The sequence below is a fragment of the Sulfurimonas aquatica genome (assembly GCF_017357825.1).
GTDB lineage: Bacteria > Campylobacterota > Campylobacteria > Campylobacterales > Sulfurimonadaceae > Sulfurimonas > Sulfurimonas aquatica.
Genome location: NZ_CP046072.1, coordinates 1,242,392 through 1,258,528 on the forward strand (window position 1 = coordinate 1,242,392; position 16,137 = coordinate 1,258,528).

The 16,137-nt window shown below is 35.5% G+C and carries 14 protein-coding genes; all 14 read right to left on the reverse strand.

All coding sequences use genetic code 11. The features are described from left to right. Nucleotides 1–5: 5 nt before the first annotated feature. Nucleotides 6–2,354, reverse strand: a complete 2,349-nt coding sequence (locus GJV85_RS06000) for a PAS domain-containing hybrid sensor histidine kinase/response regulator (RefSeq protein ID WP_207562957.1) — start codon at nt 2,352–2,354, stop codon at nt 6–8. Between the two features lie 48 nt (nt 2,355–2,402). Next, nucleotides 2,403–3,707: a bifunctional UDP-N-acetylglucosamine diphosphorylase/glucosamine-1-phosphate N-acetyltransferase GlmU gene (gene glmU / locus GJV85_RS06005; RefSeq protein ID WP_207562958.1), complete on the reverse strand. Its 1,305-nt coding sequence runs from the start codon at nt 3,705–3,707 to the stop codon at nt 2,403–2,405. Continuing rightward, entirely contained in the window at nt 3,707–4,999 is a 1,293-nt protein-coding gene (locus tag GJV85_RS06010; protein WP_207562959.1) for a purple acid phosphatase family protein, read from the reverse strand. Before GJV85_RS06010 ends, glmU begins: the two co-directional genes overlap by 1 nt. Before the next feature lie 4 nt (nt 5,000–5,003). Beyond that, entirely contained in the window at nt 5,004–5,672 is a 669-nt protein-coding gene (locus GJV85_RS06015; RefSeq protein ID WP_207562960.1) for a phosphatase PAP2 family protein, read from the reverse strand. Next, complete coding sequence (locus GJV85_RS06020) at nt 5,669–7,120, reverse strand: glycosyltransferase family 39 protein (RefSeq protein ID WP_242689849.1); 1,452 nt, start codon at nt 7,118–7,120, stop codon at nt 5,669–5,671. The genes GJV85_RS06015 and GJV85_RS06020 overlap by 4 nt, the downstream gene beginning before the upstream one ends. Next, nucleotides 7,080–8,303, reverse strand: a complete 1,224-nt coding sequence (locus tag GJV85_RS06025) for a glycosyltransferase family 9 protein (RefSeq protein WP_207562961.1) — start codon at nt 8,301–8,303, stop codon at nt 7,080–7,082. The genes GJV85_RS06020 and GJV85_RS06025 overlap by 41 nt, the downstream gene beginning before the upstream one ends. 120 nt (nt 8,304–8,423) lie before the next feature. Beyond that, nucleotides 8,424–9,329 carry a lysylphosphatidylglycerol synthase transmembrane domain-containing protein gene (locus GJV85_RS06030; protein WP_207562962.1) on the reverse strand — a complete coding sequence of 302 codons (906 nt, stop codon included), beginning with the start codon at nt 9,327–9,329 and terminating at the stop codon, nt 8,424–8,426. Between the two features lie 46 nt (nt 9,330–9,375). Then, entirely contained in the window at nt 9,376–9,954 is a 579-nt protein-coding gene (locus tag GJV85_RS06035) for an HAD family hydrolase (RefSeq protein ID WP_207562963.1), read from the reverse strand. Next, a complete protein-coding gene (locus GJV85_RS06040; protein WP_207562964.1) occupies nt 9,955–11,460 on the reverse strand; it encodes an ArnT family glycosyltransferase in 1,506 nt (501 codons plus the stop codon). Then, nucleotides 11,457–12,188 (reverse strand): SDR family oxidoreductase, encoded by a 732-nt coding sequence (locus GJV85_RS06045; RefSeq protein ID WP_207562965.1) that lies wholly within the window; start codon nt 12,186–12,188, stop codon nt 11,457–11,459. The genes GJV85_RS06040 and GJV85_RS06045 overlap by 4 nt, the downstream gene beginning before the upstream one ends. Then, nucleotides 12,185–13,477: an FAD-binding oxidoreductase gene (locus GJV85_RS06050; RefSeq protein WP_242689850.1), complete on the reverse strand. Its 1,293-nt coding sequence runs from the start codon at nt 13,475–13,477 to the stop codon at nt 12,185–12,187. Before GJV85_RS06050 ends, GJV85_RS06045 begins: the two co-directional genes overlap by 4 nt. 2 nt (nt 13,478–13,479) lie before the next feature. Beyond that, entirely contained in the window at nt 13,480–13,869 is a 390-nt protein-coding gene (locus GJV85_RS06055) for a GtrA family protein (protein WP_207562966.1), read from the reverse strand. Beyond that, entirely contained in the window at nt 13,866–14,729 is an 864-nt protein-coding gene (locus GJV85_RS06060; RefSeq protein ID WP_207562967.1) for a UbiA prenyltransferase family protein, read from the reverse strand. Before GJV85_RS06060 ends, GJV85_RS06055 begins: the two co-directional genes overlap by 4 nt. After that, complete coding sequence (locus GJV85_RS06065; RefSeq protein ID WP_207562968.1) at nt 14,726–16,129, reverse strand: ArnT family glycosyltransferase; 1,404 nt, start codon at nt 16,127–16,129, stop codon at nt 14,726–14,728. Before GJV85_RS06065 ends, GJV85_RS06060 begins: the two co-directional genes overlap by 4 nt. Nucleotides 16,130–16,137: the final 8 nt, after the last annotated feature.

A 16,137-nucleotide genomic window follows, 5' to 3' on the forward strand; every position in this document is an offset into this window, starting at 1 on the left:
GTAGATTATCCAATATATTTATAAATTATTTCTTCAATATCCGCTTCGGAGTAGGGCTTGCTGATATAGTCATCCATCCCTGCACTAATAAAACGCTGTCTGTCACCGCTAAGTGCATTCGCCGTAACTGCAACAATAATGGTAGGGTATAGCTCTTGACTTCTTTCTAAGGCTCTAATGGCTTTAGTTGCATCGACTCCATTCATATTTGGCATATTTTCATCCATTAAAATAAGGTCATAACTGTTTTTTTTGAACTGCTTTAGTGCCTCAAAACCATCTGCAGCTACGTCATATTTTAGGCCTATCTCATCGATATATAGACTAAGTAACATCTGGTTTGTTATATTGTCTTCTACTATTAAAATTTTTGCATTCTGTATAGAATTTTTATTCCTTTTAGAACTTGTGTCTTTTTTGTCACTATTTATAAAATCATTGCCACTCTTTGCTTTAATAAAAAATGAGAAGTGACTCCCTTCATTTAGTCTACTGCTAACGGTTAGTTTACCACCGAGCATCTCTGTAAGACTTGAGCATATGGCTAGGCCTAAACCAGTTCCACCATATTTTCTAGTTGTACTAGCATCTTCTTGCTCAAATGCTTTAAAGATTTTATTAATATTTTTAGAATCAATCCCAACCCCATTATCTATAACGCTACAAGAGAGAGTTTCGTTATCCGCGTTATATGAAATATTAAAAGATATCTCTCCATTTTTTGGAGTGAATTTTACCGCATTACTTAGTAGGTTAAACATTATTTGCTTTACTCTGACTATATCTGTCATTACCTTGGTTGGAAGATTATTTGCAATACTGTATTTGAACGTTATCTCCTTGTCGTGACAAATATTTTGATAAGTCTCTATAACGCTTTCAAAAAGCTCTTTTGAATCAACTGCCGAGAGTTCTATAAGGAGTTTTCCACTCTCAAGCTTGGAGAAGTCTAATATATCGTTAATAATGCTAAGTAAGAGTTGAGAAGAGCTTTGAATATGCTTGAAATAGTTTTGACGCTTTTCATCCATTTCTTCTTTTTCCAATACATCAATAAAGCCTAAAATTCCATTCATTGGAGTACGAATTTCATGTGACATATTTGCCAAAAATCTACTTTTTGCTTCATTTGCAAACTCGGCTTTCTCTTTTTCAGCTGTCAATCTTTTGTTTAGCTCTTCGAGCTTCTTGCGAGCAGCTTTATTCTCAGCTATATCGCGCCAAAAACCTAAAATATATGCATCGTCATCACTTTGTATATAACTTACATTAACTTCAACTTCCAAGAAGCTACCATCACCTTTAAGGTGCTGCCATTCAAATACTTGTGGCTTACCTTCTATCACACTTTGGATCAATAAGGCGGCTTTTTCATCGGAGTTTATACCGTCTGGCTGTATTTCTGGAGAGATGAAACTTGGAGATTTACCGATTAGCTCAGAGCGTTTCATACCAATCATCTCTAAAAGCTTTGGATTACACATACTGAAAACGCCATCTTTGATGATGAAAATCCCACTGTTCGCTTTTTCAAAAAGAGTCTGAAATTGTCTACTGTTTTTTTTAGCTTTTTCATTAGCTTGGGTAAGTTCGGTAATATCTTGTATTAATGACCAGATATATTGATTGCCACTAGAATCTGTAGTCACAATACCATTTAAAAGTACATTGATATAATGACCATCTTTATGAATATACTCTTTTTTATAAGGACCATATCTCCCTTTTGTCTTTATATGGTAGAGCTGCTTTTCTTCTTCTTCTAAGTAACTTATAGGGGTGATATCCCAATATGAAAGTTTTACAAACTCGTCATGAGAATAACCACACATATTATGAAGTGCAGAGTTTATTTGAACAAATTCACCACTTATTTTATTTAAAGATATTCCAACAGGGGAGATTTCAAAAAGATTTTTAAACCAGGCTTCTTTTTCTTCTAACAAGTTTTGCGTGTTAACATATTGAGTTATGTCGGTAAGGTAACCAACATAGTGTGTAATATTGCCATTTTCATCTCTGAGTATAGTAGTAGTATCGCTTACCCAACGGTATGTACCATCACTAGTCTGATAACGGTATGGTTTATGTGAAAAAGAGTTTTGAGTATCACTTGAGGCTATGGTTACTTCACTAAAGACTTGAGATAAGTCATCTGGATGAATTTGATTGGCAAAAGCAATCCTTCCAGAGACGTACTTTTCAGGCGCGTACCCGTAAAGGCGTTTAATATTTGGCGAAACTTCTACAACCGGCCAGCCGTCACTATTTTCCCAAATGAAAACAACTATGGGACCATCGGTAAATAGAGGAGAGTTAACCATTTCTATATAGGAGTTTACAGCATCCATCATAGTAAGTCCCCTTTATAGAAAAGTTAGATTTTATATGATATCAAAATTTTACTGTTTTTTGAAAAACTTATAATAAAAATCTTTTATTAAACGCATTTTAGTTCTACTAAGAACAAGGTTGCCACTCTCTATAACACCACTAGTTACCGTTGTTCCAGCAGCTATCATAACATCATCTTTTATAGTTACGGGGGCTACAAGTTGAGTGTCGCTTCCTATAAAAACATTTTTACCTATGATGGTTTTGTACTTCTTAATGCCATCATAGTTACATGTGATAGTGCCTGCTCCAATGTTTGTTCCCTCATCAACCTGAGCGTCTCCAATGTAGCTGAGATGTCCCGCTTTTACACCCTTTAGAGATGATTTTTTAACCTCTACAAAGTTTCCTATGTGCGTATCTTCAATGAATGTAGCGGGACGAAGGTGCGCTAATGGCCCAACGTCGGAGTTTTTGACAATAGAGTCTTCAACAACCGAGCTAGATTTTATATGAGAGTTGTGAATGAGCGTCTCACCGGTTATTCTACAGCCATTCTCAACGATACACTCACCCTCAAACGCAACCGATTCTTCGATGTAGATAGTAGAAGGAAGTTGCATAATGACACCCGCTTCCATCCACTTTGTTTTGATTCTATCTTGCATAATTATTTCAGAGTCACTCAAGTCTTTTTTAGAGTTTACACCCTTAAAATACTCTTCATCAACTAAAAGGGGAGCTATATGGAGATTATCAGCTTTTGCCATTGCCACAACGTCCGTTAGGTAGTACTCAGACTGTGCATTGTCGTTGCTAAGTTGTGGAATGTACTTCTCTATAACCGCTTTACTAAATGCATATATGCCTGCGTTTACAGTTGTTGTTTTTAATTCTGCTTCATTTGCATCTTTTTGCTCTACGATGTACTGAACTTCATCCTCTTGAATTATAACGCGACCATAACCACTAGGGTTTTCTAAGTCAAATATACTCATAATGACATCAGCATTTGTATCTAAAAAACCTTGAAGAGCGTTTGGTGTGATAAGAGGCATATCTCCATTTAAAACAAGAACTTTCTCATTTTTAGGATTTACTCCCATCATCGCTCCACCAGTTCCTGGAAAGTTCTCCGCATCTTGAACTACAAAGTTAATATCATCAAAAAAAGCACTCATCTGCTCTATAACGGCCTCTTTTTGATGTGCAACTACTACTGAAATATCGTTTGATAACTCTTTAGAAGCTTTGATAATATGATAAAGCATTGGTTTACCGCTGATACTATGGAGGACTTTTGCCTTAGGTGATTTCATACGGCTACCTTTTCCAGCAGCTAAAATTACTATACTTATATCTTCTTTTTTCATTAGTTCTCTTTTGTTATTTTAAATTCATCTGCAATTTTACCATCAATAGTTAAAAATTTAGATGTGAGCGTTGTTGGTGTTAGTTCTAAAATGAGTGAACCCATTACTCCAAAACTATATGGAAGTGCGGGGTGGTTATAAGTCGCACCATCAAGTTTTGAAGAGGAACCCGCTACTACATAGATAGTTCCGCTGTTTTTTTTATCTGTAAGCGACTTTGTATAGTCTGTTTTTTTATCTTGAAGGATGTTAGTTTTTGAAAACATCTCACTTTTACCAGTATGGTTGAGTATTAGTTTTGAACGCTCATAGCCATGTGAATGCCCATTTAAAACTAAATCAACTCCAAACTCATCAAAGATGGGAACAAAGTTCTCTCTCATCTCTTGCATATTTCCTAGACTGTCAAATAGACTATCAGACTTATGTCCACCATCCGTATAGGGAGGTGAATGAAAGGCTACTACAACCCAAGGTTTTGTATTTGCGGCCAAATCTTTTCGTAGCCAGTTAGCCATATCTGAATCTTTTGATAAACTAACTGTTTCGCTATCAAGCATAACAAGGTGAAGATTGCCGTTGTCAACTGAGTAAAACTCTTCATTCCCACTTGCCATGCCACCTGATTCTCCTCTTGTTGGAAAATCAAATATATCATAAAAAGCCCAGCGACGTGCGTCATGGTTTCCTATAACTGCCCAAGGAACATATCGTTTAACAAGTTCTATGTAGGGTTTAAAAAGTGTTTTATTAAACTGTTTTTGAGTTCCACTTGAGTAAGCGTTATCTCCTAAAAGAACCCACATATCTAGTTTTCTGAGGTCATAGTTGATGTATTCTAGCATAGAGTGATAGACTCGTTTTTGTCTTTTTCCCTTTTCTCCACTATCTCCGATTACCCACAGTCTCTGTTTCTCTTGAGTCTCGCAAAGAGTTTTAAAGCTTCTACCGAGGTTGTCAATTTTAAGAGATTTTGACGTAACACTATAAAAGTACTTAGTACACTCTTTGAGTCTTGGGATGGTAATAGTATGTTTATCAGAAGGAGTCTGCTCAAACAAGACATTTGTAAGTGAGTCTTTAGATAAGCCATAGGCGACGTTTCCAATTTCAACTTCTGGCGTTTGCCATTTAATCCTTACCGAATTTTTTGTCTGCATGTTGAGATAGGGTTGACGATCTACAAAGAGAAAACTTCCATAACTTACGTCAATAAGTCTACCAACACCATAAAGTGATACTAACGCGACAATAGTGATCGTTGTAATTTTGATTATTTTTTTAAAGTTCATAGTTTTATTTTTCTACCTTTGATTTCATTTTTGAGTAGATATAGAGAGTTGATAGTAGACCAACAATAGTGCCAGCTAAAAGATCACTAACAAAATGATCATTAGCAAGGAGTCTACTAACAATACCAAGTAGGGTGATAGGGAGCCAGATATAAACATATCTTGGAAAAAGAAGCATTAAAACCGTAAAAACGGTGATGCTTGTCGTTGTGTGGCCCGAAGGAAAAGAGCTATAGTGAGTTGAATTTTCTATGAGCATATCTATTTGATATTTTATATTTTGCATGAGTGTATAGTCGGGATTTTGAGATATAAGAAAACCAAAACCATCTCCACCATTTTCTAACTTCCAAGGACGAAGTCTTCCAAAAAACATCTTACTCACTAAACTAACTAGACCTGAGAAGATATTTGCATAGAGCAAGAAGAGAAATCTTTGAGTATAAAGACTATTTTTTTTAACGTAACCGAAGTAGAGTGCTCCTAATATTGCACTACCAATATACCAGTGAGACTCTCCAAGAGTGCTTACAGTTTTTCCAAAGACTTTGTAAGTGTCCGCATTTTCAATAAAATATAAAGAGACAGCTCTATCAAGTGTAAAGTATGACAAAACTATGAGCAGACTCATAATAAGCGTAAAAATTAATAGCTGTTTTTTAGAAAATATCATCGTAAACCTTGGTAGTTAGTACATCTATAGAGTGTAACAGCTGGCTCTTTTTCATTTTTTACTAGTTTAAACGCATCAAGCTTTTGTACACTATCACATTTCATATAGTTTTTAATCTCTTTATGCGCAAAAGGTGTATCTATGACGACCATATCCTTACCCAGGGGTGCTTCTTTTTGCCATATGTCAAACTGATCATGGCGTTTATCAAGTAGATAGACATCTGAAGGATATTTTGAGTTATAGACAATAGCCCGTGAGGCTAGAGTCCAGATGGTAACGCCAATAGCCTCTTTTTGTGGCTCTTTTATATGTTTGTTCGCCTCAGACATAATCTTCTCAAATCCATAAATATCTATATGCAAAGAGTTTTCATCTGGAAGAGGAATGAGTTTAGTCGCTACTTCTAAATATATAAGAGATGAGAGTAGTATGCCTAAGCCTATAGAGAACTTTATGTACTTCGTATACTTATCATAAAGAAAATAAACACCAATAGGGATAAAAAGCATATAAAAAAGAGCACTCCAATGTGGAAGGGCTGTTTTATATAAAGAGTTATAGGTAAAAAAGATAAAGAGCGTAATTCCAAATAAAGCTGATAAAAAGAGCAGGTCGTTTTTTGACTTTATGGAGCGATACAGACCATAAAAACTCAGAGGAACTAAAAAAGGATTATATGTAAAAAATTGAGCAGAGAGTGAGGCTAAAAATCCTTTGAAGTTTACAGTACTACTTCCTACCACATGATTGCTTTGATAGATGAAACTCTCCCAGCCTGTTAGCATATTCCAATATATAACAGGTGAAACTATGACCACCGCAGTAGAAGCTGAGAGTAGTATTTTAGGGTTTATAAAAATATCATATCTCTTTTTGAGAACAAAATACAGAACAATTGGAACTATAAATAAAATGGCTGTATACTTTGAAAGACCTGCAAGACCAAGTAAAAGACCAAGAAAAAGCCAGTTTTTTAGAGAGTCTTCATGTTCAAGTTTAACTACACTAAAGATAATGGGAATGATAAACAAAAAAAGTAGAGTATCCGGCATAAGCATCAAAAAGAGCGCATTAAATATAAACGCACCGTGAAGTGCTAAAACCCCTATAAAAGCTTTTTTAGGGCTATAGTCTATTTGATATATAAGTTTATAGAGAAATAGTGAGCTAAAAAAACCGATAGAAATAGCTGAAATACGTGAACCAAACTCATCCACACCAAAAATAGAAGTGAAAATATACTGTGTCCAACCAACTAAGGGAGGATGGTCATAATAGCTCCAGTCAAGATTTAAGGCATAAATGAGATAATGAGCTTCATCAGCTCCAAGACCAAGGTGAGGAGCTACTAGTAGCCTAAAAATGGCTACTAGTGTTATGAAGTAGAAAAAAGGGGTGTGTTCTTTACTTAGTAAGTTCATCAAGTTTGAATTTAAGAGTGTCAAATACCCACTCTGGAGTAATTATTTTAATACACTGGTTGTCGCTACATGGCGTTTTTCTATGGTTAGAAGCGCTTACGCATGGAGAACAACTCATTCCAGCATAGATAGGAGTAGTTGGGCCGAGTGAGCCATAAAGAGCTGGCGTTTCAGGTCCAAAGATAACAAATGTATGCATCTCAGTTATAGAAGCAAAATGTGCCGGTCCTGAGTCGTTTGTAAGCATAAACGCACAAACGCTATATAGAGCCGGAAGTTGTAAAAATTTCACAGCGCCTGCAAAGTTAATACAGCGTTTATCATCTACGTAATCAGCGAGGAGCTGCGCACCATCTTTTTCAGCTGGAGCACCTGTAAGTAAAACTATTGCATTTTCGTTATATGCGAGTATCTTTTTAATAACCTCACCATAATTTTCTCTGTCCCATCTACGCTGTGGAAGAAGGTCTGAAGCATTTGAGTTTACTAAAATAACAGGGTTTTTCTCTTTATCAAAACCTTCATACATATCAGAGATGACGGCTCTGATAGCATCTTGTTCTTCATCAGCTATAACTGCTTTTGCAATTTGAATCTCAGAGTCTGGAATAACGCGCTTTAGAAATGGAAGCTCTTGTTCTTCACTTAAAAGCGCGTCAACAAGCGCTATAAAGTTTTTAGCGATATGTTGGTGAGGATTATAGGACACTTTATGCGTTAAAAAATCTCCTCTATAAAGACCTTCATTATGAAATGAATGAAATCCAACGCGATTTACTGCTCCACTTGAAGCAGTAAGAAGGGCTGTGAAACGCGAAAATAGCTCTAAATCTATAACAGAGTCTATCTCCTTTTCTCTACACCATTTTAAAAAGTCAAGTGAACTTTTAGCGAGGTTCATTATACTACTCTCATCAATTGAGTATATATTTTCCTCTTTAACAGTCTCCAGTAGCTGAAGAGATACTTTGTTTTTTGAAAAAATTACAAAAAATAACTCACCTTCAATGTTAGCTTTGAGTTTTCTCATAGCAGGGTCAACAATAATAGCACTTCCCATCTCTGAGAGTTCTATAAGAAGAACGTTTTTAGGCTTTATTTTCTTCGGTGGAATAAAAAAGTCAGCTGTTTTTTTGATGATAGTTCCAGCACAAGCGAGAGGCACTCCAGCATAATGGTCAATATTTCTCATAGTATCTACGTTCATTTTTATAATTCCTTATTCGTTTCTTATTAATAGTTTACTGTCTTGTTTTTAATTATATCGTGAAGCTCAGACCAACGGGAGGATTTGTCTTCTAAGAGATAATTAAAAACAAGACTCTGACTATGTCGCCTTTTTACTTTTTATCCAAAAGTATGAGCCTGGCAGGGCACTTATAATCAAAAGTAGACCATAGAGTATACTCATGGCTAGTACTTTAGTCTGATCTGCTCCAACGAGCATAAATACACCTATCATAGCACCCTCACGAATTCCCCATCCAGCTAGAGAAAGAGGAACGATAGTAAGAAGAAATACCGGTGGAACAGCTATGAGAAGTGTTTGAAAAGATAAGTCCAATCCTAAACTCAAAGAGAGCCCGTACATTGTCAGTACTGAGAAAAGATGGACTATAACAGATATACTAATATGTTTGATTAGCAGCATTCTTGAAGCGTACAGTGTGTTTAAACGTTTTGCTAGTCTATTGAAAAGATTTAAAAATTTGTATTTTTCTAAAAACTTGAGTCTGTGAAAATGAAATAGTGAAGCAAAACCGATAATGCCTGAGAGCGCTATGAAAATAATAAGTTGAGAGAACTCTTGCTCAAATGTGCCATAAAATAGAATTGAAGCAATAAGGTTTAAAACTAAAAGCCCAACAAGTCCAACGACTCTATCTACAAAAACGCCATAAAAAGCATCTTTTTTATCATAATTTTCTCTTGTTAAGTCAATAATACGAACGGCGTCGCCACCAATGCTTGAAGGAAGGACTTGGTTAAAGAAAGTTCCTTTAAAATAGCTCTGAACGTAAAATGAGAGTTTCTCTTTAAAGACTAAAAGTTGAGAGATTTTAAACCATCTGTATGCCGCTAGGTAAGTTGAAGTGAGTTGCATAAGAAGCGCTACAAATATCCAACCGCCATGACTGTTTGAGAGTCTTTGCCAAAGAGTGTCAAAATCAATATGTTGAAACAGATAGTAAAAAATGGCAATTGTAATAATTAACTTGATTATATTTTTCATGAATGTCTATTTTATCTAAAATTTTATTAAAATCACAAAGATTAACTTAAACTTTTATGCTTTTATCGGCAATAGAGAGCATCTGTGTATCTCCACTACTATCTCCATACGCATATATCTCTTCATAATCATCTAAATTGAGATGTTTTTGTATACGATTTAACTTCTCTTGTCCATGGCAGTTAAGCGTAGAAAAACGCCCACTAAATTCTCCGTCTTTAAACTCTAGCTCTGTTGATAAAAGCTCAACGCTCTCTAGCTTTGTCCAAGGCTCCAACCAACACCTCATAGAAGCGGAAACAACTATAACTCTATCCCCATTAAGCTTGTGCTCTTGAAACTTTTTGTAAATATCTTCTCTTAAAATAGCGTTGAGAATTTCTGCTGAGAAAGAGCTTGCCAAAGCCTTAAAGTCGCTCTCTTTTATCTTATGAAAAAAGAGTCTAAAGAGAAGCTCTTTGGCATAGGAGTTGTGCATTATTTTTAGTTTATAAAGCAAAAAGATTGGAGAAAAAAAGATAAGCTTAAAATAGTAGTGGCGTTTACCAACCGCAAAAATAATGAACTCCTCTAGGGAGTCCTTTGTAGTAAGCGTTCCATCAAAATCAAAAAGAGCTAACTTCATTTACTCTTGCTCTTTAAAGTATCTGTCATTAAAGTAACACTTTCCAACTGGCAGCCACTCTGGAATCTCGTAAAATCTTTCTCTTTGTAGGTGAAGATGCTCTTTTTTATACTTTTCATAATCAAAGCCAATACATTTTGCTGTATAAAAAGGAGTGTTCTCTATGTTGAAACTCTCAACTGAGAATGCTTTACAAACATCGCCAACATTACGTTGTGTAATCTCTCTATTGTCAAAGAGATAGAGATCTTTTTGATTTAACTCTCTGAGATCTATAAGTTTGTCGTCAAACCTTCCAAATACAGAGTCGTTAAAGAGCATGTTAACGTCTTTTTTACAAAAGTATGAGAGGAGTGAGGCATTTGTGTAACCTAGTGCAAAGAGCTCTTTATCTTCATATTTATCAAGCTGCCTGCATACGCTCTCACTCTCAGCGGAGAGAATAACGTCAGGGTAGAAGTAACTCTTAGAGAGGTAAGAGTAAGGAGTGACTTTAAGAGCCATTAGAAGTCCTAAAATAAGGGCGATATGTACGTATGTAAAAATAGAATTGTATTTAAAAAGTTTTTGCAGGTACTTGTCATCTAAAAAACTAAAGAGTAAAAATATATAAGGTATAAAAAGAACAAACCAATGTATTCCCATAAGATTTTTTAATGAAACAAGAAAAAAGATACCAAACATAAGCCCTAATATAAGAACTAGGAGTTTAAAAAGTTCGTTGTTTACAAAGTTCTTTTTTGATTTGTATAAAAAATAAAGCGCCCACGGCGTTACAACATAGGTAAAGTTTAATAGAAAATTTGAAAATGTCTCAAAGTTATACTCACTCTCGGTTCTGGCAAAAAAGTTGAACATTATGTTGTTCCAACAGCAGTTGTAGTTAAAATAGAGATTTTGAGCAATGGCTAAAAAGATTATGGACGCTGTTATAAGTACGCTCTTGATGGCTCTTGTTCTGTAAACGCTAAATACAAACACTAAAAGAGATATAAGTAAGAAAGCTGAGAAGTACTTACTTAAAAACGCTCCTCCTAGAAACACTCCGGCTAAAATCGCATACTTTATAGTAGCTTCTTTATGGAGTGAGTAGAGTAAGAACTGAGTTCCAAGCGTTCCAAAAAGTACGAGTGGTATATCATTTGTAAAGAGCGACATCAAAATATCAACAGGCGAAGCTAAAAAGAGTAGACCTAAAAATATAGCTTTTTTCTTCTCTATATAAAGTTCGGCAATTTTGACTATGCTAAACGCTACGATAAGCGCGGAAAAAAATGAAAAAAGTCTAAAAAAGATATGGCTCTCATTTATAAAACTCATTAGGTATATCAGCCACCCAACCATAGGAGGGTGATCGTAATAACCACTGCTAAGGTGTGTCGCCCATTTTATAAAATAGGCTTCATCGCCAGTAAGTGGCACTAACGCGATGATTAGGAGTTTAAAAAAAAGTATGAAACCAACTATTTTGGTCTCTTTGGCGTACTCTTTTAAAATCTCCCTCATATACTCATCTTTTTAAACATAAACTCTGGAATATGTTTAATGATAAGCATCACGTAACGCCAGATCCATTTTGTGTAGAGTATGTCCTTGCCGGATTGTTGCGCTTTAAAGACGTCTTGCGCCACTTCACTTGGCTGTGCAGTAAGTTTTTCAGGTAAGTCTAGATTTTCAGTCATCTTTGTAGCTACAAAACCTGGTTTTACCGTTAAAACGCTAACGCCACTCTCAAAGAGTCTATTTCTAAGACCACTCAAATAAGTGCTAAACGCGGCTTTGGCGCTTCCATAAATATAGTTCGCTTTACGACCACGATCACCCGCAACTGAACTTACTCCAACGATAAAACCTCGTTTTTCCTGCTCAAAATCATTTGCGATTATGTTTAAAAGTGAAACGGCACCCGTATAGTTTACGTTTATGGTGTTGAGGCTTTCACTCCAATCCTTTTCTACAACATGTTGTTCATTCATGTATCCAGAGACTACTATAACGCCAAGTGGTCTCTCTTTAAGAGAGCTATAAATACTCTGGTGTGAATCAAACTGAGTAATATCAAGTTCAACTAGCTCTACATTCATATTTGATCGAACTTCAAGGTCGGTTTTAAACTCTTCAAGTTCATTTACGTCTCTTGCAGCCAAGTATAGGTCATAGCCATTTTTTGAATAAACGCGAGATAACTCTTTGGCAATGTCACTTTTTGCTCCAACTATTAAAACATAACTCATAAATTCAACCTTTTACTTTGTAGTGAATGAAATTTTTTACTCATCTGATTTTTCTCTCGAAACTCTCTAAATTTTTCTATTTTTGGGTAACCTTTCTCAAACGTCTCTTGAGAAACTCTTACGTCTTTTGTAAGATAGATTCGTCCACCATACTCAACAACTATCTCATCAAGCTCGTCTAAAAGCTCAAAAAGTCCTTTTTCTATCTTAAAATCAAGTGCAAGGGAGTAGCCTTCTATTGGGAAAGAGAGATAGTTTTCATTCTCTTTGCCATAAAGTTTAAGCACCGCTAAAAATGAGCCTTTTCCACTCTTGGATATTTTGGTTAAAATCTTTTCAAGACCCTCAAAACTACTCTCTTTTGGAAGAATGAACTGGTACTGAGTAAACCCATTTTTACCATAAATACGGTTCCAGTTTCTAATAGAGTCAAGTGGATAAAAAAACGAGTCAAAATGAACTCTCTGCTTTGAAACGCCATTTGGAGCTTTGTTATAATAGAGCCAGTTAAAAGCTTTTACACTCCAATTATTTAGAGCAAAAGATGGAAAGTTAAATGGAATGTTGAGTTTTGATTTTGCCTTGTATCTAAGATCGCCATCATCTGCAAAATCTCCAACCATTAGGAGACATTTTCCAATCTCTTCATTAGTAGCAAGGCAGTCTATCCAAGCTACAGAGTAGGGGAGATGTTTATACTCTTCAAAAGCGTCGAACGTCTCTTTGAGATTTTTAGTTTTGATGGTTGTTTGTCTAATAAATTGAGAGTTGATTCTCTTTAGAGATATTTTAGCGTCTAAAATAACTCCAGTGAGGCCCATTCCTCCACAGGTTGCCAAAAAGAGTTCATCTCCTTTTTTCGCTGTTTGTATTTCACCATTTGCTAGCATTATTCTAAACTCTACAACACATTCGCTAAAACACCCTTCAATGTGGTGATTTTTTCCATGTATGTCTGAGGCTATGGCTCCGCCTACAGTGATAAGTTTTGTTCCTGGCGTTACTTTTAAAAACCATCCGCGAGATACGTAAGCATCAAGTATGTCGCTAAGTAGCGCTCCGGCTTGAACGTGTAGAATTCCTTGATTTTCATCAAAAGCTAAAAAGTACTCATAAGGTTTTACATGGATAATATTTTCGTTTATTGCGCTATCGCCATAGCTTCTTCCATTTCCAAATGCGATGAACTCATTATCTGCGTTTAAAGTTTCTTTAAGAACAGCGGTAGTTGTTAGTTTATGAACTTCATTGTCAATTTTAGGGTACATTCCCCAGCTAATTAAACTCAAAACTAATCCTTAAAAACAAATTTTTTATCTAGATTGTATTTTACTATATAACCTATGCTTAGGCCTATAATGGCACCTAAGTATTTCGCGTTTTCATCTATAAAGAAGAGATCAAACACTATCTCAAAAGCCCAAAATATGAAAGTCGTAAAAACTCCCATAAGCGAGTAGAGCATAAACTTTTTTCCATCATCTTTTTTATTTTTGGGTGTGTGAAAAAAGATATACTTTTTATCTAAAACGTACTTGAGAACTAAACCTGCTAAAGTCCCCACAAACATTGCTAAATAGAGAGCCAAAAAGCCACTGTAAAGCTCAAAGCTCAGATATTGAAAAAGTAGGTTTACTATCGTTGAAATGATAGCAAAAAGAACATAACGAAAAGCTATCATAAAAACTTCGCAATAGCTATAAAACTAACAAGCCATAGAAGAAGCGTCACTTTGATAAAGGCATCTTTTATAACTATTTTGGTTGGGCTACCACTTGCTTGCTCTACAAATGTTATTTGCATATAACGTAGTATTGCAAGGACTACAAAAACAGTAGTGACGTAGAGATACTCACTTCCTATTCTTGCTATTACGTCTTGCGAGACCGTGTACTGAAGATAGCTTAGTATTACAACGCCACTCATTAAAACCATAGCCGCGTTTACAAACTCTAGATTGTATCCATCTATGTTTTTTCTAGTCTCTTTTCCTGAGAGTGAAAGTAGTACGTCGTCTCTGCGTTTAGCAAGCGCTAAAAAGATTGCGAGTAAAAACGTGATGATGATTATCCACATGGAAAGAGGCGTATTTGTCACTTGTGAACCTGCAAAAAGTCTCAAAACAAAACCCGTAGCGATTATGAAAATATCTACTATGGCAATATGTTTCAATTTAAGCGTATAAGCGATGTTTAAAGCGAAGTAAGTCAGAAGTACATAAAAGAGATTGGGTGAAAAGATAAACGCCATAACTAAAGTGAGTGTAGATAAAATAAAAAAGAGAGTAAGCGCGCTCTTTTTTGAAATAGCTCCACTAGCAAGAGGACGATTCATCTTTGTTGGATGTTTTTTATCCTCTTCTATGTCTATATAATCATTAATGACATAGACGCTACTAGCAATTAAAGAAAAAAGAGCAAACGCTACAAATGAGCTGTATATAGAATCTTCAGTAAAGTTAAACGCGAAAATAAGAGGCGCAAAAATAAATATGTTTTTGACGTACTGATGGGGTCTTAGTAGGGTTAAAATATCTTTCATTTAGTACTCTTCTTTATAGGCTCAGAGACTCTGTAAGTATAAAAGACGCGTTTATCTGGAATTACGACATACGTATCTATAAGCTCTACGTTTTTAAAGTTTTGCTTGAGTAGTTTATCTCGTTTGTTATTTCTACAAAGTACTAAACCATCTTGGAGATAATCATCTCCTCTAACCATGTCATAGTACGAATATCTTGATGGAATCCCTACATCGGTATCTGGATGATTTGGAAGATAAAACTTCAGATATGCCGCAGTTGTAAGGTGTGCGCCATAGATTTTATCTCCCTCTCTCATATGAGTGGAAAACTGCTTTACAACTTCTTGCGTTTTATACATAAAACGCTGGAGTTCATCAAGATGCGTTATCATCGCAATCCGTACTAAAATAGTAAAGAAGAGCGCAATGATAAGACCGACTTTAAAACTCTTTTTGAGTTCATACTTTGAAAATATTATCGCTAAAAGTACGGTTCCACCTATATAAGCGGGCGCACCATAGTTTGGAGCCATACTGACATAAAAACTTTTGTAAAGAAAAAACAGTAATATAACGCTAACGCTAAGAGCGACAAAATAGAGCTTCTCATCCCTGAAATAGAGTCTATCTTTAATGAGATAGAAAAATAGTATCCATGCAAAAACGGGAGTGTAAACGCCAAATTGCGCCGAGATAAACTCCAATATAAGCCATGGTTGAATATGAAAATCATCGCTAGAGCCATGGTCTATTTGAAAAAGAAAACTTATCCAATCGTTTTGATAGTTCCAATATAACATAGGCGTTATCATAACTAAGGAGATAGCTATTGAGAGATACATTTTTGGCTCTAAAAATAGTTCTCGTCTTTTTGTAAGCATAAAAATTACAATTGCGGCTACTAGCAAGATGGAAGAGTACTTACTTATCATCATAAGACCTAAGAACAGTCCCGTTAAAATATAGTCTTGAAGTTTTCCCTCAAATATTGCCTTGTAAGAGTAGTAGAGCGAAAGCGTCCAAAAAAGATTAAGTGGCGTGTCCGGCGTTGCAAATATATAACCAGCGTGTGTAAGCAAAACTGATGAGAAAATTATAACGGCGTTGAGCGCTGTTTTTTCATCACTCAGTAGTTTTGTTAGCTTAAATATGTAAAAAGACGTAATGCTCATTGAAAAGATATTTACAAGCCTAACACCCCATACGTCTTCTGATATGAAGTTAGTAAAGTAAATCATATAGGCTATCATAGGTGGATGATCATAGTAGCCAGTATGGAGGTCATGACTCCACATCCAGTAGTAAGCTTCATCACCATGAATTGATAGATATGCATTGTATATGGTAGATGTAAAGGCTAAAAAGAGAATAATCAGGTACGCACTTTTACTTGGGTTTTTATATAGAATATCTGTCATATTTGGTA

Excerpts from the sequence above, each read along its gene's own strand:
- GJV85_RS06000 (WP_207562957.1), bottom strand. The coding sequence starts at position 2,354 with ATGATGGATGCTGTAAACTCCTATATAGAAATGGTTAACTCTCCTCTA.
- glmU (WP_207562958.1), bottom strand. The coding sequence starts at position 3,707 with ATGAAAAAAGAAGATATAAGTATAGTAATTTTAGCTGCTGGAAAAGGT.
- GJV85_RS06010 (WP_207562959.1), bottom strand. The coding sequence starts at position 4,999 with ATGAACTTTAAAAAAATAATCAAAATTACAACGATCACTATTGTCGCG.
- GJV85_RS06015 (WP_207562960.1), bottom strand. The coding sequence starts at position 5,672 with ATGATATTTTCTAAAAAACAGCTATTAATTTTTACGCTTATTATGAGT.
- GJV85_RS06025 (WP_207562961.1), bottom strand. The coding sequence starts at position 8,303 with ATGAACGTAGATACTATGAGAAATATTGACCATTATGCTGGAGTGCCT.
- GJV85_RS06030 (WP_207562962.1), bottom strand. The coding sequence starts at position 9,329 with ATGAAAAATATAATCAAGTTAATTATTACAATTGCCATTTTTTACTAT.
- GJV85_RS06035 (WP_207562963.1), bottom strand. The coding sequence starts at position 9,954 with ATGAAGTTAGCTCTTTTTGATTTTGATGGAACGCTTACTACAAAGGAC.
- GJV85_RS06040 (WP_207562964.1), bottom strand. The coding sequence starts at position 11,460 with ATGAGGGAGATTTTAAAAGAGTACGCCAAAGAGACCAAAATAGTTGGT.
- GJV85_RS06045 (WP_207562965.1), bottom strand. The coding sequence starts at position 12,188 with ATGAGTTATGTTTTAATAGTTGGAGCAAAAAGTGACATTGCCAAAGAG.
- GJV85_RS06055 (WP_207562966.1), bottom strand. The coding sequence starts at position 13,869 with ATGATAGCTTTTCGTTATGTTCTTTTTGCTATCATTTCAACGATAGTA.
- GJV85_RS06060 (WP_207562967.1), bottom strand. The coding sequence starts at position 14,729 with ATGAAAGATATTTTAACCCTACTAAGACCCCATCAGTACGTCAAAAAC.
- GJV85_RS06065 (WP_207562968.1), bottom strand. The coding sequence starts at position 16,129 with ATGACAGATATTCTATATAAAAACCCAAGTAAAAGTGCGTACCTGATT.